Origin of the sequence: Marinobacterium marinum (assembly GCF_013868415.1) — a bacterium.
Lineage (GTDB): Bacteria > Pseudomonadota > Gammaproteobacteria > Pseudomonadales > Balneatricaceae > Marinobacterium > Marinobacterium marinum.
Map to the genome: position 1 here is coordinate 37249 of NZ_JACEMT010000055.1, position 20466 is coordinate 57714.

Consider the following 20466-nt stretch of genomic DNA (forward strand, 5'->3'; position numbering starts at 1 on the left):
AGCAAGAGTCAGGGCGCCATTACAACCATTTTCATATCAGGGTACAGATTGATGTCAGAGCTAGAGAACACCGACCCGCTGGTTATTGCCGGACAGACTTTTACTTCACGCTTGCTGGTCGGGACCGGCAAGTATAAGGATATGGCTGAAACCGGAGCCGCAATAGCGGCCAGTGGTGCTGAAATTGTCACCATGGCCGTGCGTCGCACCAATATAGGTCAGAATCCGGACGAGCCCAACCTGCTGGACGTTGTCAGCCCCGACCGCTACACCCTGCTGCCGAATACGGCCGGTTGTTATGACGCCGCCGACGCCGTGCGGACCTGCCGTCTGGCCCGAGAGCTGCTGGATGGCCATGATCTGGTCAAACTGGAAGTGCTGGGCGATCAGAAGACCCTGTATCCCAACATCATCGAGACGGTCAAGGCGGCGGAAGTTCTGGTGCGAGACGGCTTCAAGGTCATGGTGTATACCAATGACGACCCCATTGTCGCCAAGCAGCTGGAAGAGATCGGCTGTGTGGCCGTGATGCCGCTGGGATCGCTGATTGGTTCGGGGTTGGGCATTCAAAACCCGCACAATATCCGTCTGATCATGGAAGAAGCCAAGGTGCCGATTCTGGTGGATGCCGGCATCGGAACGCCCTCTGAAGCGGCGATGGCGATGGAGATGGGCTGTGCCGGCGTACTGGTTAACTCGGCTATTGCCGGTGCGCAAGATCCGGTATTGATGGCTCGGGCAATGCAGAAGGCCGTCCAGGCGGGGCGTGAAGCTCATCTGGCTGTACGTATGCCGCGCAAGGCCTATGCCAGTGCGTCCTCGCCGCTGGACGGCCTCATCAACGGCCGCTAAACGCAACTTCGGGGCTTGGACAAGTCTCGCTGACAGACAGAGTAATAATGACTGACGAACAAAAACCGATTCGCCGAATCCGCAGCTTTGTAGTACGTGCCGGCCGCATGACCGAAGGTCAGCAGCGTGCCATGGACGAGAACTGGCCGACCTATGGTCTCGAGCTGCAGGATGGCATGCTCGACCTGGTTGCAACCTTTGGTCGTGAAGCTCCGGTGGTGGTGGAAATTGGCTTTGGCATGGGCGACTCACTGCTCGAGATGGCTCGGCGCGCACCCGAGAAAGATTTTATTGGCATTGAAGTACACCCGCCGGGTGTGGGCCGCTTGCTGTCACGGGCCGCCGAAGCGGGGGTGACGAATCTTCGTGTCTATTGTGACGATGCCGTTGAAGTGCTGAATCAGTGTATCCCGGATGCCAGCCTGGAAACCGTACAGCTGTTCTTCCCTGATCCCTGGCATAAGAAGCGTCACAATAAGCGCCGTATCGTACAGCCTGAATTCGCGCAGAAAATTCGTGGCAAGTTGAAGGTCGGCGGCTGCTTTCACATGGCGACGGACTGGGAGCACTATGCCGAGCACATGATGGAAGTCATGTCGGCCGCTGACGGGTATCGAAATCAGGCAGGTGCTGGGGAGTATTCGCCCCAGCCCGAATGGCGTCCGGTCACCAAATTCCAGCAGCGCGGTGAGCGCCTGGGGCATGGTGTCTGGGATTTGATGTTTGAACGTACCGACTAGCGGGAGCAAAGTGTGATGACGGAAACTCTGGCGATTACGCAGCAGACCCTGAACTACCGTGCAGCACTGAAAGCGATTGCCGCTGCCAGTGAGCAGGCCGAGCACCTGGGGGTGCAGGTCAGCATCGCGATCGTGGGGCGGGGTGGGCATCCACTGGTACAGCTGAGCCTGAACGAGGCACCGCCACAAACGGCGGCGCTGGCGTTGCGCAAGGCACGCACGGCTGCGGGCTTCAAGGTCCCCAGCAACTTCTTCCGCGACAAAAGCGGAGATGACGTTCATCTGCTGGCGGCGCTGGATACCCATCCTGATCTGTTGATGCTGGGTGGCGGGTTACCGTTACGACTGGCAGGGGAATGCATCGGTGCCATAGGCGTATCCGGTGCCTCTCAGGAGCAGGATATCGCCTGTGCCAGGGCCGCGCTGGCGGCGTTGGGTATTACGTCAGACTGAACATCCTGTCAGGGGGCTGCCAAGCCCCCTTTTTTGTGGTGGCGGGAGATCATTAGCCGCGATCACCCGGCCGGCCATGCCCTTCGCGTGCGTGGCGGCGGTGCTGCTTGCGTTCCTGCATCTGACTCAGCTTTTGCTCCTGTTCCGGCGTCAGGATGGCATAGAGAGAAGCCTTGAAGTCGGCCCTGTCCTGAATACGCTCCGCCAGTTGCTGTTGCATCGCGCTGATGTGCCGCTGGACCTGCTGCTGATAGTCGGTTGCGTTCGGGTCCAGACCGGCCAAAGCCGCTCGCGGTGAAGGTGCCGGGCCAGCCTTGAGGCGTTCGGCCCGGTCCGCAAACAGGGCTTTTACTGAGGCTTGTTGAGCCTCGTCCAGCTCCAGATAGCGAGTCATTCGTTCCCCCCGCTGGCCGGCTCGGTCAGCCGAGTTGCAGTCGCCCTTTGCCCCCGGCCCTGCGTAGGCCAGGGTGCTGCCGCCTGCAACCAGACACAGTGCCAGAGCGGATACGGTCGTTTTACGTGCGTGCATCGGATGGTCCTCCTGTATTGATATGCAGGCCAGTATGGGTGAAGCCGGCGCAAAGTTGTGTACGCAGGGGGTAAAGTTAGGTAAAGCCCGGGTCGGTCGAAAAAGAGCCGGGCTAGAATGGTGCCAGGAGGGCATGAGAATGCAGAGCAAAACACTGTTACTGGTCGATGATGACCGTGAACTTTGCGCCATGCTGGCGGAGTACTTGAGTCATGAGGGCTACCGGGTTGAGAGCGTTCACTCAGGTGAAACGGCATTACAGGCGCTGACGCGGCAGCGGCCGGACCTGATGGTGCTCGACATCATGATGCCGGGCATGACCGGGCTGGAATTGATGCAGCAGCTGCGTCCACTCAGCGATGTGCCGGTACTGATGTTGACGGGACGCGGGGAGGCGATCGATCGCATTTTGGGACTGGAAATGGGAGCCGATGACTATCTGTCCAAACCCTGTCATCCACGGGAACTGTCGGCCCGTGTGAAAGCCATTTTGCGCCGCTGCGAGACAGGCAGTAGCGCTGTGGCCGAGGAGATGGACGGTCGTTTCCCGAGTCGTTTGCTGGTGCTGGAAGAGCTGACCCTGGACCCGGGACAGAGGGAAGCCGTTTTTGCCGGTCAGCCGCTGCATCTGACCAGTGCCGAGTTCAACGTACTGGCCTATCTGATGCAGTATGCCGGTCGCGTGCTGAGCAAGGCCGAGCTGACACGTTGGGTGTTGCACCGCGAACTGGGGGCTTATGACCGTGCCATTGACGTGCATGTCAGTCGGGTACGACAGAAGCTGGCGGCGGTGGCCGGAGAGCAGTGCGAGCTGATCAAGACCGTGCGCGGACAGGGTTACCAGTTCGTTAGGAGCCCGGTATGAGGTGGTTCCAGCGTCTGTTTTGGAAGATGTTTCTGGTGATCTGGGTGGTCAGCCTGGTTGGCATGGGCAGTGTCTTTCTGCTGCTGAGCAGCCATTATGATCAGACCCATCGCCTGGAGCTGCTGGAAGCGCGGGCCAAGGGGCAGGCACTGTTGATGCTGGAGCGTTTCGAGGAAGGAGCGCCGGACTGGTACAAGCAGTCGGGGCGGCGTCATGCTTCCTCCCTCTGGTTGTATGATGCCCGAACACAGGCCTCGTTGATGCCCTGGTTGCCGGAGCCGACGCGCAAGACACTGCAGCTGGAGCTGACGACCGGCAGCGGCCGGGCGTACCATGCCCGTGTGGCACTGCCGCGTGATGTTTTCTTCGTGAATCGTCTGCTGGGGCGGCTGTTTTCACTGCAAATGGTGTTGATTCTGCTGGTGTCGGGACTGGCCGGACTGGTGCTGGGTGCTCTGGTGGTGCGACCGATACGGCGCCTGCGGGACCACGTGCGCGATCTGCACCAGGCGCAGGACATGAGCCTCAGGGCGGATGAGGGGCTGAGTCGTCGCCGGGACGAAATTGGCGACCTGACCCGAGAGTTCGATCGCATGGTGGCATCGGTTGAGCAGACCCTGCTGGCTCAGCAGCGGCTGTTGCAGGATGTATCCCATGAACTGCGGGCACCGCTGGCACGGCTGCAGGCAGCGGCGGGCCTGATCGAGCAGCGGCTGGGGGATGGCGAGCCGCTGATGGACAGGATCAACCGGGAGTGCGAGCGTCTGGATACGCTGATCAGTGAAATTCTCAGTTTCAGTCGCCAGCAGAGAGACGGCCTGGATCATGAATTCTCACTGCATGCGCTATGTCGAGAGCTGGAAGGAGATGTCGAACTGCGCCAGCCGCAACGCCCCTTCACGCTGGAGCTGCCGACCCAGGAAATCCTGTATCGGGGGGGGCGCGAGCTGCTGCGCCGGGCGCTGCAGAACGGTATTGAAAATATCCTCCGCCACACCCCGGAGGCAACGGCTGCGGGGCTGGTGGTCCGGTTGCTGGAAGATGGCCGTGTGGAGCTGTGCCTGTTTGACACGGGGCCGGGTGTTGCCCCGGACGTATTGCCGCGTTTATTCGAGCCTTTTGTGCGGGATGAGAACGGCAGTGGTGAGGGGTTCGGGTTGGGCATGAGTATCGCCCGTCGCGCCATTGAGCAGCTGGGAGGCGATATCAGCGCGTCCAACCGGCCTGAAGGGGGCCTGGTACTTAGAGTCTTGTTGCCGTCGGCAAGCTGACCAGACGTACGGCATCACCGCTGCCAACCTCCAGTGCCGCCGCTTGGTCGGGAGTCAGACGAACACGCTGCAGAGTCGGCTGCAGTCTGGTCTGGATGCAGCGGAAGTCATGGCTGCCGGTATTGCTGACCAGATAGAGGCGGCTCGTATCCGGGGCTGGTGTGCTGTCGATGACCACTTCGGCGCGGCGGCTGCGACGAATGGCGTCGACCTCGTCCGGGTGAGCGGCCAGTGTGGGGCCGGCATCGAAAATATCGACATAGTTTTCGAAGCGAAAGCCCTGCGCCCTGAGCAGTCGGCAGGCGGGCTCGGTGTTGGGATGAACCTGTCCGATAATGGCCTGTGCCTCCGGGGGCAGCAGGTGTATATAAATGGGATGCTTGGGCATGAGTTCGGCGATGACCACCTTGTTGCCGGACCCGGTCAGGAAGTCGGCCTGTTGATAGTGCATGGAGAAAAAATGTTGCCCCAGGCCCTCCCAAAAGGGGTTGCTGTCATGCTGATCGGTAAAGCCTCGCATCTCGGCGATGATCCGATCCGCAAAGCGCTGCCGGTGTTCGGCCATGAACAGAAAACGTGCGCGCGAGAGCAGACCCCCGCCCCCGCTGCCACGGTAGGCCGGGCGCAGGTAGAGCGAACACAGTTCGCTGCTGCCGGTGTAGTCGTTACACAGGTAGAGGGTGCGAAATTCATTGTAAATACCCAACTGATGAGAGGCATGTACAATGGTACCGATATGGTAGTGGTACCAGGGCGAATCCAGCCCCACCGCTGAGGTGATGCCGCACGTGCCTAGTACTTCGCCGCTGTCGGTTTCTTCCAGTACGAACAGATAGGTGACGGAGGAGGGACCTGTGGCGGCCTGGGCCAGATGGCTGATCGACTGCTCGATCTTGTTCTCAAGCAGGGCTTCGTCGTTGGGGAGCGAGGTAAAACCGGTACCTGACTCAATGGCGATCATTTTGAGCAGATCGCTGTCAGAGGGAGTGATCGGACGTACGCGCAGCATGTCATCAGCCTCCAGTACAAGGAACCATTCAGCTTAGAGTATAGGCGGTTGCGGTATAATGACAGGCGTTAAGGCGCAAGGGTATGATTTGCCAGAGATTGTCACCGAGGATGAAATGATGCACAAGCAATGGGTCAGTGTGTTGTTGCGCACCTTGATGGTGCTGACGCTTGGGGCTGCCGCCAGTGGCTGCAGTACCATTGAAGGCGCAGGCAAGGATATCGAGAAGGCGGGCGAGGCGATTCGGGACGCGGCGCGCAGCGCCAGCCACTGAGGGCATACGGGCCCGGCCCGGACAGACACGGGCCGGGTATTCGTCAGAGGGCGTCGGGGCCGGTTTCGCCGGTACGAATACGGATGACCTGCTCCAGAGAGGTCACGAATATCTTGCCGTCACCGATCTTGCCGGTATTGGCTGTTTTGCTGATCGCCTCAATGACCTGCTCCAACATATCATCATCAATGGCGACCTCGATTTTCACCTTGGGGAGAAAATCGACCACGTATTCCGCGCCACGGTAGAGTTCGGTATGGCCTTTCTGACGCCCGAAGCCTTTGACTTCCGTAACGGTCACGCCCTGAATCCCGATATCGGACAGAGCTTCACGAACGTCATCCAGCTTGAACGGCTTGATAACCGCGGAGACGAGTTTCATCATTCAAGTCCTCATAGATCTGTGGCTGTCCTGCTTCGCTCCAGCCGGAAGATCGGCGGAGAAACCATGAGCGCCAGTATACCCATAATCAAAAGGCTGCGCATAATCTGCGCAGCCTGAAAGTGGTGCAGAGGTCTGGAATTATTTCTTGCCGCCGGTGAATTCGGGATAGGCCTCCATCCCGCATTCGGCCAGGTCGACTCCCTCGTATTCCTCTTCCTCGCTGACACGGACACCCATGGTCGCCTTGAGCAGCAGCCAGACCAGCAGACTGCTGACGAAAACCCAGCCGGAGATACTGATGATGCCCAGCAGCTGAGCGCCCAGCGTGGCGTCGGCATTGCTCAGCGGGACCGCCAGCAGTCCCCAGATACCGGCAACGCCATGAACCGAAATGGCACCTACGGGGTCGTCAATGCGCAGCTTGTCCAGGGACACAATGGCCAGTACCACCAGTACACCGCCAACGGCGCCGATCAGGGTCGATGCCTCGGCGCTGGGCGACAGCGGGTCGGCCGTGATCGCGACCAGTCCCGCCAGGGCGCCGTTCAAGGCCATGGTCAGGTCAGCCTTGCGGAACCAGAGGCGTGCGGTGATCAGGGCGGCGATGACACCACCGGCAGCGGCAGCATTGGTATTGACGAATACCTGAGCGACCGCGTTGGCTTCGCCGACATCGGACAGCTTCAGCTCCGAGCCGCCGTTGAAACCGAACCAGCCCAGCCAGAGAATAAAAGTACCCAGAGTGGCCAGCGGCAGGTTGGCACCGGGGATGGCATTGATTTCACCGTGCTTGCCGTATTTTCCCTTACGGGCTCCCAGCACCAGTACCCCGGCCAGAGCGGCGGACGCGCCAGCCAGGTGGACAATACCGGAACCGGCAAAATCGGAGAAACCGGCCACGCTCAGGAAGCCGCCGCCCCAGGTCCAGTAGCCCTCAACCGGGTAGATGAAGCCGGTCATGACGATGGCAAAGGTCAGGAAGGCCCAGAGCTTCATGCGCTCGGCTACGGCACCGGACACGATGGACATGGCGGTGGCAACAAAGACGACCTGGAAGAAGAAATCCGAGCGGGCCGAATAATAGGGGGTATCCTCGCCACCGGCCAGTACGGTTTCCAGCGAATGCTCATCACCGATCAGGCCGCCCAGACTGGGCACCACGCCACCGGCTTCCGAACTGTACATGATGGCATAGCCGCACAGCAGGTACAGCGTGCAGGCAATGGCATACAGGGCGATGTTCTTGGTCAGAATTTCAGTCGTGTTCTTGGCGCGTACCAGGCCCGCTTCCAGCATGGCAAAACCGGCCGCCATCCACATCACCAGGGCTCCGCACACGAGGAAATAGAAGGTGTCGACCGCGTATTTGAGCTGGGTCAGGTCCCCGGCCGTTGAATTCAGCAGTGTGTCCATTGTTGGGTCCTCCAGAGATGGATGAAATCGGAATCAGAGTGCGTCCAGACCGGTTTCGCCGGTACGAATGCGGATCGACTGTTCCAGCGGGGTGACAAAAATCTTGCCGTCCCCGATTTTGCCGGTGTGGGCTGCCGTGGTAATGGCGTCCAGCACCTGATCGACGATGTCATCGGCCACGGCCGCATCGATGCGGACCTTGGGCAGGAAATCCACGATGTATTCGGCACCGCGATAGAGTTCGGTATGGCCCTTCTGGCGGCCAAAGCCTTTGACTTCGGTAACCGTGATGCCCTGTACTCCGATGTCGGACAGGGCTTCACGGACGTCATCGAGTTTGAATGGCTTGATGATCGCAGAGATCAGTTTCATGGCATCGGTCCTCTGATTGGATACGAGTGGTGGCGTCGCTGTGGACAGCCGTTCCATGCCCGGATATTTGCGAAGGCCGTGCCAAATTTGAATTCTTCAATAAAAACAACAGGTTGAATTTTTCAGGTGGCGGGAGCGGTGGAATACGCGGCGAGATATTGCACGATTTTGGTGCATGCCCTGAAAGTGTGCATGGTTTTGGATCTGACCTGATCGGCCGTTCTGGTTTATAGTGCAGGCTGAGAATACTCTAACCGTGGAGACCCGGATGATTCACCAGAAACTGATCGACAGCCTGTCCAGCCAATTCAGCCAGCTGTTGAGCCATCGTCCCGAAATGCCTGGGCAGCAAGAGTTGCAGGGGCAGATTCGCACCATGCTGCAGAGCAGCTTTGCCCGCCTGGATTTGGTCACGCGGGATGAGTTTGATGCCCAAAAAGCCGTTCTGCTGCGGACGCGAGAGCGCCTGGAGCTACTGGAAGCCCGGCTGGCGGCGTTGGAGTCCGACAGTGAGTCTGGCTTCGAGGGTTCGGCACAGGACTCCGCCACCCGCGACTGATCCTTTTTCCTACATTTGAGCCAAGGATGGCCCCATGTCACTTGCCGTTATTCATACCCGGGCGCAGCTCGGGATAGAGGCGCCGCCGGTTGCGGTGGAAATCCACTTGTCCGGAGGCCTGCCCTCCATGTCGATCGTCGGCTTGCCGGAAACTGCCGTCAAGGAGAGCCGGGAACGTGTACGCAGCGCGTTGATCACGGCCGGTTTCGAGTTTCCGCAGCGGCGTGTCACCATTAACCTGGCTCCGGCGGATCTGCCCAAGGATGGCGGTCGTTATGACCTGGCCATTGCGATAGGTATTCTGGCAGCGTCGGGACAACTCAAGGGCTGGAAGGCTTGTCCGTCGGTTGAAATGATCGGTGAGCTGGCGCTGTCCGGTGATATCCGTCCGGTGCGGGGCATTCTGCCGGCGGCGGTTGCGGCGGGAAAAGTGGCACGAGCCCTGATTGTGGCCCGAGACAATGCCGCCGAGGCGGCGATGGCGGAAGGCACCGAGGTGTTTGCAGCCGCACATCTGCTGGAACTGGTGGCGCATTTGACACGCCGGCAGGTTCTGTCGGCGGTTGTATCGGCCGATCAGGCCGAGGTTGAACACCAGGTGCCCGACATGGCAGACGTCAAGGGGCAGTTGCAGGCGCGGCGGGCGCTGGAGGTTGCGGCGGCCGGCGGGCACAATCTGCTTTTTTCCGGGCCGCCGGGCAGTGGCAAAAGCATGCTGGCCTCCCGGCTGCCGGGACTCTTGCCGCCGTTGGCCGTGGATCAGCGCCTGGAAGCCGCTGCGATTGCCTCGGTTGCCGGTCAGAGCGTGACACCGGCCTGTGCCGGCATTCGTCCGTTTCGCAATCCGCATCATACGGCGTCGGCCATTGCACTGGTGGGCGGTGGCAGCCATCCGCGACCGGGTGAAATCTCGCTGGCACATCAGGGTGTGCTGTTTCTGGATGAGCTGCCGGAATTTCCTCGTCGGGTCCTGGAAGTCTTGCGTGAACCGCTGGAGACCGGTGAAATACTGATTTCGCGCGCAGCACGACAAACCCGCTACCCGGCTCGTTTCCAGCTGGTTGCAGCGATGAACCCCTGCCCCTGCGGCTATCATGATGACGGCACGGACCGGTGTATCTGCACACCGGATCAGATTCGGCGCTATCAGATGAAGATCTCGGGCCCACTTCTGGACCGGATCGATCTGCAGTTGCAGGTACCGGCCCTGCCAGCAGAAACACTGCTGCAATCCGGCCGATCGGGCGAATCCAGTGCGGTTGTACGAGCTCGAGTGGTCGCGGCGCTGGAACGGCAGCTGCAGCGTCAGGGCAAAATGAACCGGGAACTGTCGGGACCCGAGCTGGAGCGGGTCTGTGCGCTGGATGCGGCGACCGAGGCTTTGCTGGTACGGGTCATGCAGCAGAGCCAATTGTCGGCCCGAGCCTGTCATCGGCTGTTGCGGGTGGCACGTACGCTGGCAGATCTGGCCGGGCTCGCGCAGGTGAGGCGTGAACAGTTGCTGGAAGCGCTGGCATTCAGAGGGCTTGCTGTCGGTGGCTGGTGCTGAGCAAATTGAGGAACGGCGTCAGGGCAACGGGTCGACTGAAAAAATAGCCCTGTGCCTGATCGCAATCCTGACGCATCAGGAAGTCCAGTTGGGCACGGGTTTCCACGCCTTCGGCGATCACCTGCTTGTTGAGGTTGTGGGCCAGGCTGATGATGGCACGTACGATTTCTTCATTGTCCGAGTTGCCGGGGATACCGTCGAGGAAGGACTTGTCGATTTTCAGCGTGGCAATGGGCAGTTTCTGTAGCAGGCTGAACGAGGAATAGCCAGTGCCGAAATCGTCCAGGGAGAACTCGACGCCCTGGTCACTAAGCTGGCTGACTGTTGAGCACAGATGTTTCTCATCGTGGTACAGGGCGGTTTCCGTCAGCTCGAATTCCAGATTCCGAGCATCCATGTGCTGTTGCTGCATCAGCCGTTCGATGGTGGGAGCCAGTTGGCGATCCTGAAATTGCCGAAACGACAGGTTGATACCGATGCGGCCTTCCAGCCCGGCCGCCTGCATGGAGGGCAGGGCAGCCCCGACCTCCTGCAGGACCCAGTAGCCCAGCGGCACGATCAATCCCGAGCTTTCACAGGCAGGAATGAAGTGGTCGGGCGACAGCAGACCGCGTTTGGGGTGATGCCAGCGAGTGAGCGCTTCGGCACCACAGAAGGTGCCTGTACGCAGGTTGATACGCGGTTGATAGTAGAGTTCAAACTCCTGGTGTTGCAGTGCGCGCCAGAGTGCGGGGTCATAGCCCGGTTCTACAGTGGGATTGTACGCTGGTGTGACCGTGTGGGGCTGCAACAGTTGGCAGCAGTAGCGCAGCGCTCGGTGTGCAGTTTCAGGTGTACTGGTAGGCAGGTGCAGGTGATCATTCCAGGGATCGGCCAGCAGGGGCTGCCAGTCCGGAGCCCGGGGTGAGCGGTGCAGCACGATGACCGGGAGCGGGTTGCGGTGACGGCGCAGCTGTTGCAAGGCTTCGGGTGTTTGGTCGGGAGTACTTGGCTCCAGCAGAACAATGGGAGTGTGTGGCTGCTGCAGGATCGGCAGGGCAGCTTCGATCGAGTGGTATCGGCATAGCCGGTCCGCCCACTCTGCGGGCAGCCAGTCCCGCCAGCAAGTCTCCAGAGAAACCGAATGACTGATCAGAATCAGCGCTGGTCGAAGGGGCGAAGAGTCTGTGGGTGTGGTACGGACCGGCATGCTGGTGCTTCCCCGTCGGGCTGGCATAAATCCCGCGTGGCGGGCACTGAATTTCATGAGGGGGCCATGTCATAATAGGCGACGGTGTATGATCGCCCGGGCGAGATTAGCACGGTTTCAGGGTGTCCAGAAACCGGGTGCGGCAATCGCAGGTCGCAGCTCCGAAGATTCGGCTTCAGAGCGGCTGGATGTCCTGTATAGTCGGCCGTTGTTTGACCAGGTTTAATGTTTTCTTGAGGTGTCATGAGCAAACTCAATCCCCGCCAGCGTGAAGCGGTGCACTATATCGGCGGTCCCTTGCTGGTACTGGCCGGGGCCGGTTCGGGCAAGACCAGCGTTATTACGCGCAAAATTGCCTGGATGGTACGTGAAGCCGGATTCGAAGCGCGGCGGATTGCGGCGGTGACTTTCACCAACAAGGCGGCGCGTGAAATGAAGGAACGTGTCGGCCAGTTGCTCAGCGGGCAGGAGAGCCGCGGTCTGACCGTTTCGACCTTCCATACCCTGGGGTTGTCGATCATTCGTCGAGAGCGCAAGCATCTGGGGCTGAAAACGGGGTTCTCGCTGTTTGATGATCAGGACACCAAGGCGTTGTTGCGAGACCTGATGCTGCAGAACGACGAAGATGCCGACAAGGTCAACGATATTCAACACCATATATCCAACTGGAAAAACGATATGGTGACGCCTGATCAGGCGCTGGCAGGTGCCGAGCTGCCCGAAGATATTCTGGCGGCCCGGGTCTATGACGCGTACAACAGCCACCTGAGGGCCTATAACGCGGTCGATTTCGATGACTTGATTCTGCTGCCTGTGCAGTTGTTTCAGGAGGCCCCGGATGTGTTGGAACGCTGGCAGCGTCGCATCCAGTATCTGCTGGTGGACGAGTATCAGGATACCAACCTGTCGCAATATCGGCTGGTGCGCCAGTTGGTGGGGCACCGTGGCGGTCTGACGGTGGTCGGGGACGATGATCAGTCGATCTATGCCTGGCGTGGTGCCCGACCGGAAAACCTGGCGCAGTTGCAGGTTGATTTCCCCAGTCTCAAGGTCGTCAAGCTGGAACAGAACTACCGTTCCACCAGTCGCATCCTCAAGGCAGCCAATACCTTGATTGCCAATAATCCGCACGTATTCGAGAAGACGCTCTGGAGTGAAATGGGTTACGGTGAGCCGCTGCGCGTCATTCATGCGCGCAATGATGATGCCGAAGCCGAGCGGGTCGCGACCGAGATCCTGGATCGTCACCTGCGGCAGCGGATCGCCTTTCGCGATTTTGCCATTCTGTACCGCGGCAACCACCAGGCGCGCCTGGTGGAGATGAAACTGCAGAGTTACCAGATTCCCTACAAACTCAGTGGCGGAACCTCCTTTTTTGCGCGAGCCGAGATCAAGGATCTGATGAGTTACCTGAAGGTGCTGATCAATCGAGACGATGACAACGCCTTCCTGCGTATTATCAACCTGCCGCGTCGAGAGATCGGGCCCAGTACCCTGCACCGTTTGGGCGAGTATGCGTCCGGGCGCGAAATCAGCCTGTTCCAAGCCTGTGGCGAGTTGGGGCTGGAGCAGGTTCTGCCTGCACAGGGAGTGGACCGGCTGCGCCGTTTCTGTGCCATGATCGACCGTCTCTATACACGTTGCCGCGACGGCGATCCTATTGCGGCCATTCATGAGCTGATTGACGACATCGATTATTCCGGCTGGATTCGTCAGAACGCGTCCAGCGAGGTGGTGGCTGAAAAGCGCATGCAGAATGTCTACTTTCTGATCGAATCGCTGCAGTCCACTCTGGCGCGTCTGCAGGAAGAAGACGAGGGGGCCGGGATCGAGGATGCTATCGCCCGCCTGGTCCTGCTCGACATGCTGAATCGACAGGACGAGGATGATGACGCCGACCGGGTTCAGTTGATGACCCTGCATGCCTCCAAGGGGCTGGAATTTCCTCATGTCTTTCTGCTGGGGATGGAGGAGGAGCTGCTGCCGCATCGTAACAGCATCGAAATGGATACCATTGAGGAAGAGCGTCGGCTGGCTTATGTGGGCATTACCCGAGCAAAGGAAACCCTGACCATGGTACTGGCCAAGCAGCGTCGCCAGTTTGGTGAATGGCAGGAGTGTACGCCAAGCCGTTTTCTGGACGAGTTGCCGGCGGAAGATGTCGAGCATGAAGGCCGGGGGGAAGCCCGACCGGAGCAGAACCGTGCCCGTGGCCGGGCAACGCTGAACAGTCTCAAGGGCATGTTTGATGATTTCTGAGCGTTGTTTGTCATGACTACAGCTTAGACTGGCAAAACCGTACAATAGATGCACAGATACCAAGGTGGAGAAATTTCCCATGACTGAACTGCTGAACATAGAGCCTGAGCTGGAGACCCTCGAGCCCTGGCAGCTGACAGCCTTCTCGGCAGCGCTGACCGAGCGTATGTTCCCCAATTTCGCGCTCTTTGCACGTTTGGTCGAGTTCGGTGATGCTGCCAAGCTGCGCCAGATTCTGGATGGGGTCTGGGACAGCCTGGCGGGCACTGGAGCCAAAATGAATTTCGAGGTACAGCTGGATGCCGTTGAGGCCAACATGCCGGACCTGGACGAATATGACATGTACGGGGCCTGGCCTGCGCTGGATGCCGTTGTCGCACTCAATGCCACCTTGAACTGCATTCTGGAAAAGGATCTGTCGGTTGCCGCCAGCATCGGGCAGCTGTCGCGGGAATGTGTGGCCACGTTCCTGGAAGTGACGCAGGGTGACGATCAGATGTCAGACGAAGAGCTGGTCAAGCTGATCAACCTGCATGAGCTGATGCAGGCGGAGGATGCCTTCCGTGACGAAGTGCTGGAGCGCCTGCGCGGTCAAAAGCATGCCAATCCGGACTTTATTGCCTCCCTGCGCGGCCTGGCGCGTAACGAGGGAGTCAGCAATATCGGTATCAGTGACGAAGAGTGAACATGTTGCGTGCAGGATTGATTTTGTTGGTAGTGCCGGCCGTGTTGCTGATGGCGGGGTACATGTACGATCTGTCGCTGGCCGACGCCTGCCTGGAGCAGGGCGGCTCCTGGGACTACTTGGCGGTACAGTGTGACGTGGCCGAGGCCAAGCATCCGTTTGTGCCCTTTATGGTGCGCCACCCGCTGTGGGTGAATGGTGGCATGCTGCTGTCGGTGGTCGGCCTGCTGCTATGTATCGCTGGATTGTACCGCCGTCGTTGAGTAACGGAGTTCCTGATGTTGAAAAAAACGATTCTGGCCCTGGTTTTGTTGCCGGTGCTGGTGTTCCTGTTTCTGTGGCAGGTGCAGCCTGCCTGGTGGCAGGCTGCCAAGAGTGAGTGGCTGGCCGATTTCAATGCCGAACGGGCCGAACAGGCGGCCCAGTGGCGCGATCGAGGTCTGACCTTTGGCCGTGGCAATGGACAGACGGCCTGTCTGGAAAAGGCCCTGGGCGATTTTGATGGTTGTACCGGTTTCGAATGCACGGTGAACCACGGACGTTTCCTGAAGGCCTGTCTGGAAACCGCCGAACCGGATGAAGGGTTTTGCGAGGAGGTGCCGGCATTTCGTGAGGAGCCGACCGAAGACGACAAGACCTGGGCCAAGCACGCCTGTTGGGAGCGGGACATTCGCGGCGAAGGCTGTCGTCTGTTGATGCGTCAGCAGCAGCTGTTCTGTAGCGGCGGTATCGAGTCGCCCATCGAGCCTGCGGCATCCTGATTCGGCTGCCGTGGTGCGCTTTCGATAACCCCTGTTGCAAGGAAAGTTGATGAAAGGTAACCCTGTTCGCGGTGCCGGCTATCTGCTGCGTGGTGCCGCCATGTTGCCTCAGCCGGGCCTCCGCCATTTTGTGCTGGTGCCGTTGCTGGTCAATGTGCTGCTGTTTATTGGAGCTATCTGGCTGCTGGTGGGGCAATTCACGGTATGGGTTGATTATTGGCTGAGCTTTCTGCCTGAATGGGCCGATTTTCTGGCCTGGTTTTTCTGGCCGCTGTTTGCGTTACTGGTGCTGGTAACGGTCTATTACGGCTTCAGCATCATTGCCAACCTGATCGCAGCGCCCTTTAACGGGTTTTTGGCCGAAAAAGTCGAAAAACAGCTGCGTGGCGATGTAGTGATGGATGAAGGCTGGGGTGCGGTGCTGGCCATGATTCCGCGGGCACTGCAGCGTGAACTGCATAAACTGGCCTATTATTTGCCGCGCTTTTTGCTGATTCTGGTGGTGACCTTCATTCCGGGCGTGAATCTGGTGGCCCCGCTGCTTTGGTTCCTGTTCGGTGCCTGGATGATGTCGATCCAGTACTGTGACTATCCGATGGACAACAACAAGGTCAGCTTTCATCAGATGAAACAGCTGATGAAAGCGCGTCGAGTGACGTCGATCGGTTTTGGCGGGCTGGTACAGCTGGGAATGCTGGTACCGATTGTCAATCTGATCCTGATGCCCGCCGCCGTGGTTGGCGCGACCATCTTCTGGGTGGAAGAGTACGCCGGCGAAGCGAAAGGCATTCAGGAAGCGCAGCCCGTCAGCTTGCCTCCACACCCCTGACGGGGACGACCATATCCGGCGGGAAGTGGCAGGTAAAGGTGCTGCCCTTGCCGGGGGTGCTGTCGATGCTGATGTGTGCATAGTGGCGCACCAGGACGTGCTTGACGATGGCCAGGCCCAGTCCGGTGCCGCCGCTGGCGGATGAGCGGCTCTCGTCAATACGGTAAAAGCGTTCGGTCAGACGCGGGATGTGCATGGCCTCAATGCCGATACCGTCATCGCTCACCGAGAAATGCCCGCCCTTGTGGTCAACCTGCCAGCGCAGCGTAATAGTGCCGTTATCCGGCGTATAGCGCACTGCATTGAACACCAGGTTGGAAAAGGCGCTCTGCAGTTCCCCGGCCTGCCCCAGCAGATCGTAGTCGGTATCGATTGCCAGTTCGAAGCGGTGGCCCCGACCGGTGGCCAGTGCTTCGGCATCCTCATGAATGCGCCGAATCAGGTCCTGAATCAGGATCGGGTGTTCGTCGCTGATGTGTTGACTGGCTTCCAGTCGTGACAACAGCAGCAGGTCGGTGACCAGTCCTTCCATGCGGCGTGCCTGCTGCTGCATCTGTTCCAGGCCGCGCTGCAGCGGCCGTGGCAGCTCCTGATCGAGGAAGGTTTCCAGATAGCCGCGAATCACGGTCAGCGGTGTGCGCAGCTCATGGGAAGCGTTGGCGACAAAGTCCTGACGGGTATGCTCAAGGCGCACGATACGGGTGATGTCACGTGCGACCAACAGCAGGTCGGCTTCGCCGAACTTGGTGAGCTGGTACTGCAACTGCAGGTCGCTGTTGACCGGTGATGGCAGTTCCAGCGGCTCCTGGTAGTGTCCCTTGCGGAAGTAACGCACAAAACGTGGGTCGCGCAGCAGGTTGATCAACGGCTTGCCCCGATCGGAGGTGGCCTTCAACCCCAGCAGGCGGTCGGCGGCACGGTTCCACCACTCCAGGTTGTTGTGACTGTCGATGATGACGATGGCATCACTGAGAGCGGCCGACGATTGCTGAAAGCGGGAAATAATACCGCGCAGGTACTGTTCGCGGGCACGGCTGCGCTTTTGCATGCGTGACATTTCATCGAACAGCTCGCCCCAGGCTCCGCTGGCTTCGGGAGGCTCGGAGCCGTCTTCGCGCTGCAGCCAGTCAAATAGCCGGTTGAATTGCCGGATATGTTTGAAGCCCCAGATCAGCAAGCCGATATTCAGTCCGACCATGGCGTGGTCGAACAGCATGCCGATCAGTAATCCGGCGGCTGCCAGAGCCACCAGGCTGGTAATCAGGGCGTGTCGCGATAGCTGCATCCAAAGACTCCATCCTGTGGTCGATCATGTGGCAAAGGGTTGTTGATCAGGCAACCTGGGCAGAAAAACGGTAGCCGGTGCCGCGCACGGTCTGGACCAGATAGTCATGGCGTTCACCCAGCGCCTTGCGCAGACGGCGGATGTGGACATCCACGGTGCGTTCTTCCACGTAGACATTGCCGCCCCATACCATGTCCAGCAGCTGGCTGCGCGAGTAGGCGCGGTCCGGGTGTGTCATGAAAAACTGCAGCAAACGGAACTCGGTAGGCCCCAGATCAACCGGCTGCCCGTCGGCGGTTACGCGGTGTGAAACCGGGTCCAGGGTCAGGCCGTCAACGGTGACCGGTTCTTCCACGCCCTTGGGTGTCGTGCGGCGCAGTACGGCCTTCAGGCGTGCGACCAGCTCGCGAGGAGAAAACGGCTTGGTGATATAGTCGTCAACACCCGTCTCCAGCCCCTTGATCTTGTTATCCTCATCGGTTTTGGCGGTGAGCATGATGATCGGGATATCGGCGGTCACTTCTTCCTTGCGCAGGCGGCGGGCGAACTCGATACCGCTGGTGCCGGGCATCATCCAGTCCAGCAGGACCATATCGGGCTTGTTGTCCACGATCTGGGCATGTGCATCCTGAGCGTTGTCGGCTTCGCTGCACTCGTAGCCGGCCATTTCCAGGGCGACGGCGATCATTTCACGGATCGGTGCTTCGTCGTCGACGATCAGCACACGTTTGGATGCAGACATCGTTTTCTGCCTCATCTACAGGTGTTATCGGAGGCCACTATTACAAGACGTTTTCGTTACACTAATATGACATAGTCTTTGGTAAATCGGTATCCGCCTGAAAAACCCATTCTTTTCCTGATCTTATATGCTGGTATAGTCCAGAATGATGGCGATGAGCACTGCCAGCTCGGCATAGTGGTTATTGAGAAAGGCCTGGAAGCAGGGCATGCGTTCCCGGTTGCGGATCAGCCACTGCTGGTAGATGAAAAAGCCCAGCGCGGCCAGCAGGCCCAGATGGAACCAGAGGCCCAGCTGTTCCAGCTGGCCAACCCCGACCAGAATGCCCAGAGCTCCCAACTGCAGCAGGGCAACCATCAGCCGGTCGTGACGACCGAAGAGTACAGCGGTGGACTTGACGCCGATTTTCAGGTCGTCGTCGCGGTCGACCATGGCGTACTGGGTATCATAGGCCACGGTCCACAACAGCTTGGCGGCATAGAGCAGCCAGGCAGTGAGTGGCACTTGTTCCTGGACGGCGGTAAAGGCCATGGGGATAGCCCAGCCGAAGGCGGCGCCCAGAACCAGCTGGGGCAGGTGGGTATAGCGCTTCATGAACGGATAGATGAACGCCAGTGCCAACCCGCCGAATGACATCAGAATGGTCATCGTATTGGTCAGCAGCACCAGCAGGAAGGACACCAGCATCAGCCCGACAAACAGGCCCAGTGCCTCGCGTTCGCTCACCCGGCCCGAGGGCAAGGGGCGCTGGTAGGTGCGCTCGACATGGCCGTCGATATGGCGGTCGGCATAGTCGTTGATGACGCATCCGGCAGAGCGGGTCAAAAACACGCCCAGGCTGAAAACCAGCAACAGGTCGAGCGAGGGCATACCCTCGGCTGCGATCCAGAGCGCCCAGAGTGTTGGCCAGAGCAACAGATAGGTACCGATCGGCTTGTCGGCACGCATCAGTTGAATGTAGGCGGTCAGTCGCTGCTTGAGCGAGGGCGCGGCAGGGGGGTGCAAAACGGACTCCTGGTAACGAGATTCATAGCGGGTATTGTACGTGCTCCATGCCGGGGAGAAAAACCTCACATACCAGCAGGGGCTTGCGATGCAGGCGGAAAACGGAACGTCGTGCCCAATAGCGGCGGCTGCCGTCGTGCAGGCAGCAGACACGCAGGGGGCTGCGGGTCAGGCTGGGATCACTGAACATCAGTGACCCCAGCGAACGATTGCCCAGCAGGGCAAGACGCCGCTCTTGGCCGGTCAGGGTTGCGGCGGGCAGCACCGAGCGGGCATAGACCCAGGGGGCGCCATCACGCCCCAACAGCTCCACTTCGCGAATCAGTGCGCGCTGGCGCGGCGGCATACCCAGGGCCAGGGCTTCGTCGGCGGAGGGTACTGCCCAGCATTGTGACAGCACGCGCACGGCAAACTCGCCACCGGCGGCACGGCTCAGGCGTCGGGTCAGCGAGCCGCTGTCCTGCAGCCAGGGACGCCAGTGATGGGGTGCCTTGAAGGCGCCATCGGCGAGGGTCCAGTGTTTGGGGGTCAATACATTGAGCAGGGCGCTGCGGGCTGACACGACGACCAAGTCCATGAAAGTGGAAAGCCAGAGTGTAGCACCAGGGAGGGGGTGACTGCTGGTGATTAAACCACCAGCAGCCGTTGAGCGCGAGGCAGAGAATTACTCCTCGTCACCGTCGCTCATTGCAGTGCCGTCGGACTCTTCGCGTACCGCCTGCTTGAGCTTTTTCAGGCTCTGGTGGCGGACATCGGTACCGCTGACCTGGTAGATCAGGTGCTCGGACAGGTTACGCGCATGGTCGCCGATGCGTTCCAGACTGCGCAGGGCCCAGATGACGTTCAGTACATTGGAGATGGCACGGGCATCTTCCATCATATAGGTGACCAGAGAGCGCATGGCAGTGCGGTATTCCTGATCCACGCTCTTGTCCTGTTTGGCCACACGGTAGGCCATCTCTAGGTCGTTGCGGGCGAAGGCGGTCAGGATGTCCTTGACCATGTCGCGCACCAGGTTGCCGATATGGCGGACTTCCTGGAAACCGCGCTGGTTGGCGCCACTGTCTGCCAGTTCAATGGCCATTTTACAGATGCGCGTGGCTTCATCGCCAATGCGCTCCAGATCGGACACGGCACGACTGATCGAAACGATCAGACGCAGGTCGCTGGCGGCCGGCTGACGACGTGCAATGGTGGTGGTGCACTGCTCGTCGATCATCAACTCCATGGCATTGGTCTGCTGGTCGATGCGGCGCGACTGTTCGGCCAGCTCCACATCACCGTTCAGCAGGGCTTCCACGGCGTCGGTCACCTGACGCTCCACGATGCCGCCCATGGTCAGCATCTGCGTGCGGATTTTCTCCAGCTCTTCGTTGAATTGCTGGGAAATATGGGTCGAGTAATTAGCGTTTTCGAGTTCCACGATCGATTTCTCCGTTG

The 20466-nt window shown here is 59.6% G+C and carries 24 protein-coding genes; 13 read left to right on the forward strand and 11 right to left on the reverse strand.

Translation table 11 applies throughout. The features are described 5' to 3' along the window. Positions 1-51 precede the first annotated feature (51 nt). Genes H1S06_RS14630 through H1S06_RS14640 form a run of 3 tightly spaced genes read left to right on the forward strand, consistent with a single transcriptional unit; the run spans position 52 to position 2045 of the window. Positions 52-852: a thiazole synthase gene (locus H1S06_RS14630; RefSeq protein WP_181741516.1), complete on the forward strand. Its 801-nt coding sequence runs from the start codon at positions 52-54 to the stop codon at positions 850-852. A gap of 47 nt (positions 853-899) precedes the next feature. Beyond that, complete coding sequence (gene trmB / locus H1S06_RS14635) at positions 900-1592, forward strand: tRNA (guanosine(46)-N7)-methyltransferase TrmB (protein ID WP_181741518.1); 693 nt, start codon at positions 900-902, stop codon at positions 1590-1592. Positions 1593-1607: 15 nt separating this feature from the next. After that, positions 1608-2045 carry a heme-binding protein gene (locus tag H1S06_RS14640; RefSeq protein WP_181741520.1) on the forward strand — a complete coding sequence of 146 codons (438 nt, stop codon included), beginning with the start codon at positions 1608-1610 and terminating at the stop codon, positions 2043-2045. 52 nt (positions 2046-2097) lie between these two features. Here the strand turns inward: H1S06_RS14640 and H1S06_RS14645 are convergent, their stop codons facing one another. After that, positions 2098-2574, reverse strand: a complete 477-nt coding sequence (locus tag H1S06_RS14645) for a Spy/CpxP family protein refolding chaperone (RefSeq protein ID WP_181741522.1) — start codon at positions 2572-2574, stop codon at positions 2098-2100. Between the two features lie 139 nt (positions 2575-2713). On the opposite strand from H1S06_RS14645, the gene H1S06_RS14650 reads away from it, so the two are divergent. Continuing rightward, positions 2714-3439 carry a response regulator transcription factor gene (locus H1S06_RS14650; protein ID WP_255483146.1) on the forward strand — a complete coding sequence of 242 codons (726 nt, stop codon included), beginning with the start codon at positions 2714-2716 and terminating at the stop codon, positions 3437-3439. Beyond that, complete coding sequence (locus H1S06_RS14655; protein ID WP_181741526.1) at positions 3436-4710, forward strand: sensor histidine kinase; 1275 nt, start codon at positions 3436-3438, stop codon at positions 4708-4710. Before H1S06_RS14650 ends, H1S06_RS14655 begins: the two co-directional genes overlap by 4 nt. On the opposite strand, the gene astA is transcribed toward H1S06_RS14655, so the two are convergent. Beyond that, positions 4682-5719, reverse strand: coding sequence for an arginine N-succinyltransferase (astA, locus tag H1S06_RS14660; protein ID WP_181741528.1), 1038 nt, complete (start codon positions 5717-5719; stop codon positions 4682-4684). The two genes, H1S06_RS14655 and astA, sit on opposite strands and share 29 nt — an antisense overlap. Positions 5720-5777: 58 nt before the next feature. On the opposite strand from astA, the gene H1S06_RS14665 reads away from it, so the two are divergent. Then, the gene (locus tag H1S06_RS14665; protein ID WP_255483147.1) at positions 5778-5993 is read left to right on the forward strand and encodes an entericidin A/B family lipoprotein; all 216 of its coding nucleotides are present in this window, start codon (positions 5778-5780) and stop codon (positions 5991-5993) included. Between the two features lie 43 nt (positions 5994-6036). Here the strand turns inward: H1S06_RS14665 and glnK (H1S06_RS14670) are convergent, their stop codons facing one another. The 3 genes from glnK (H1S06_RS14670) to glnK (H1S06_RS14680) form a co-directional block, all read right to left on the reverse strand. Further along, positions 6037-6375, reverse strand: coding sequence for a P-II family nitrogen regulator (glnK, locus tag H1S06_RS14670; protein WP_181741530.1), 339 nt, complete (start codon positions 6373-6375; stop codon positions 6037-6039). A gap of 141 nt (positions 6376-6516) precedes the next feature. Further along, the gene (locus H1S06_RS14675; RefSeq protein ID WP_181741532.1) at positions 6517-7791 is read right to left on the reverse strand and encodes an ammonium transporter; all 1275 of its coding nucleotides are present in this window, start codon (positions 7789-7791) and stop codon (positions 6517-6519) included. 33 nt (positions 7792-7824) lie between these two features. Next, complete coding sequence (glnK, locus tag H1S06_RS14680) at positions 7825-8163, reverse strand: P-II family nitrogen regulator (RefSeq protein WP_181741534.1); 339 nt, start codon at positions 8161-8163, stop codon at positions 7825-7827. 268 nt (positions 8164-8431) lie between these two features. Between glnK (H1S06_RS14680) and H1S06_RS14690 the strand changes: the two genes are divergently transcribed. Both H1S06_RS14690 and H1S06_RS14695 read left to right on the forward strand, forming a co-directional pair. Continuing rightward, complete coding sequence (locus H1S06_RS14690) at positions 8432-8722, forward strand: accessory factor UbiK family protein (protein WP_181741538.1); 291 nt, start codon at positions 8432-8434, stop codon at positions 8720-8722. Between the two features lie 34 nt (positions 8723-8756). After that, the gene (locus tag H1S06_RS14695; RefSeq protein ID WP_181741540.1) at positions 8757-10271 is read left to right on the forward strand and encodes a YifB family Mg chelatase-like AAA ATPase; all 1515 of its coding nucleotides are present in this window, start codon (positions 8757-8759) and stop codon (positions 10269-10271) included. On the opposite strand, the gene H1S06_RS14700 is transcribed toward H1S06_RS14695, so the two are convergent. Next, positions 10240-11460, reverse strand: coding sequence for a putative bifunctional diguanylate cyclase/phosphodiesterase (locus H1S06_RS14700; RefSeq protein WP_181741542.1), 1221 nt, complete (start codon positions 11458-11460; stop codon positions 10240-10242). The genes H1S06_RS14695 and H1S06_RS14700 overlap by 32 nt on opposite strands. 243 nt (positions 11461-11703) lie before the next feature. Between H1S06_RS14700 and rep the strand changes: the two genes are divergently transcribed. From rep to cysZ, 5 genes are all read left to right on the forward strand, one after another. Further along, positions 11704-13719 (forward strand): DNA helicase Rep, encoded by a 2016-nt coding sequence (rep, locus tag H1S06_RS14705; RefSeq protein ID WP_181741544.1) that lies wholly within the window; start codon positions 11704-11706, stop codon positions 13717-13719. A 79-nt stretch (positions 13720-13798) separates the two neighbouring features. Next, positions 13799-14404: a YjaG family protein gene (locus H1S06_RS14710; protein ID WP_181741546.1), complete on the forward strand. Its 606-nt coding sequence runs from the start codon at positions 13799-13801 to the stop codon at positions 14402-14404. Between the two features lie 2 nt (positions 14405-14406). Next, on the forward strand, positions 14407-14667 hold the full coding sequence (locus tag H1S06_RS14715; RefSeq protein ID WP_181741548.1) for a hypothetical protein: 261 nt from the start codon (positions 14407-14409) through the stop codon (positions 14665-14667). Between the two features lie 15 nt (positions 14668-14682). After that, entirely contained in the window at positions 14683-15165 is a 483-nt protein-coding gene (locus tag H1S06_RS14720) for a hypothetical protein (protein ID WP_181741550.1), read from the forward strand. 49 nt (positions 15166-15214) lie between these two features. Beyond that, a complete protein-coding gene (cysZ, locus tag H1S06_RS14725; protein WP_181741552.1) occupies positions 15215-15994 on the forward strand; it encodes a sulfate transporter CysZ in 780 nt (259 codons plus the stop codon). Here the strand turns inward: cysZ and phoR are convergent. The 5 genes from phoR to phoU form a co-directional block, all read right to left on the reverse strand. Beyond that, on the reverse strand, positions 15972-17279 hold the full coding sequence (gene phoR, locus H1S06_RS14730) for a phosphate regulon sensor histidine kinase PhoR (protein ID WP_181741554.1): 1308 nt from the start codon (positions 17277-17279) through the stop codon (positions 15972-15974). The two genes, cysZ and phoR, sit on opposite strands and share 23 nt — an antisense overlap. Positions 17280-17325: 46 nt before the next feature. Then, positions 17326-18021 carry a phosphate regulon transcriptional regulator PhoB gene (phoB, locus tag H1S06_RS14735; protein ID WP_181741556.1) on the reverse strand — a complete coding sequence of 232 codons (696 nt, stop codon included), beginning with the start codon at positions 18019-18021 and terminating at the stop codon, positions 17326-17328. Positions 18022-18144: 123 nt separating this feature from the next. Next, positions 18145-19026 carry a 4-hydroxybenzoate octaprenyltransferase gene (gene ubiA / locus H1S06_RS14740; RefSeq protein ID WP_255483148.1) on the reverse strand — a complete coding sequence of 294 codons (882 nt, stop codon included), beginning with the start codon at positions 19024-19026 and terminating at the stop codon, positions 18145-18147. 22 nt (positions 19027-19048) lie between these two features. Then, entirely contained in the window at positions 19049-19588 is a 540-nt protein-coding gene (locus H1S06_RS14745; protein ID WP_328515354.1) for a chorismate--pyruvate lyase family protein, read from the reverse strand. Positions 19589-19690: 102 nt separating this feature from the next. After that, positions 19691-20449, reverse strand: a complete 759-nt coding sequence (gene phoU / locus H1S06_RS14750) for a phosphate signaling complex protein PhoU (RefSeq protein ID WP_181741560.1) — start codon at positions 20447-20449, stop codon at positions 19691-19693. Between the last annotated feature and the right edge of the window lie 17 nt (positions 20450-20466).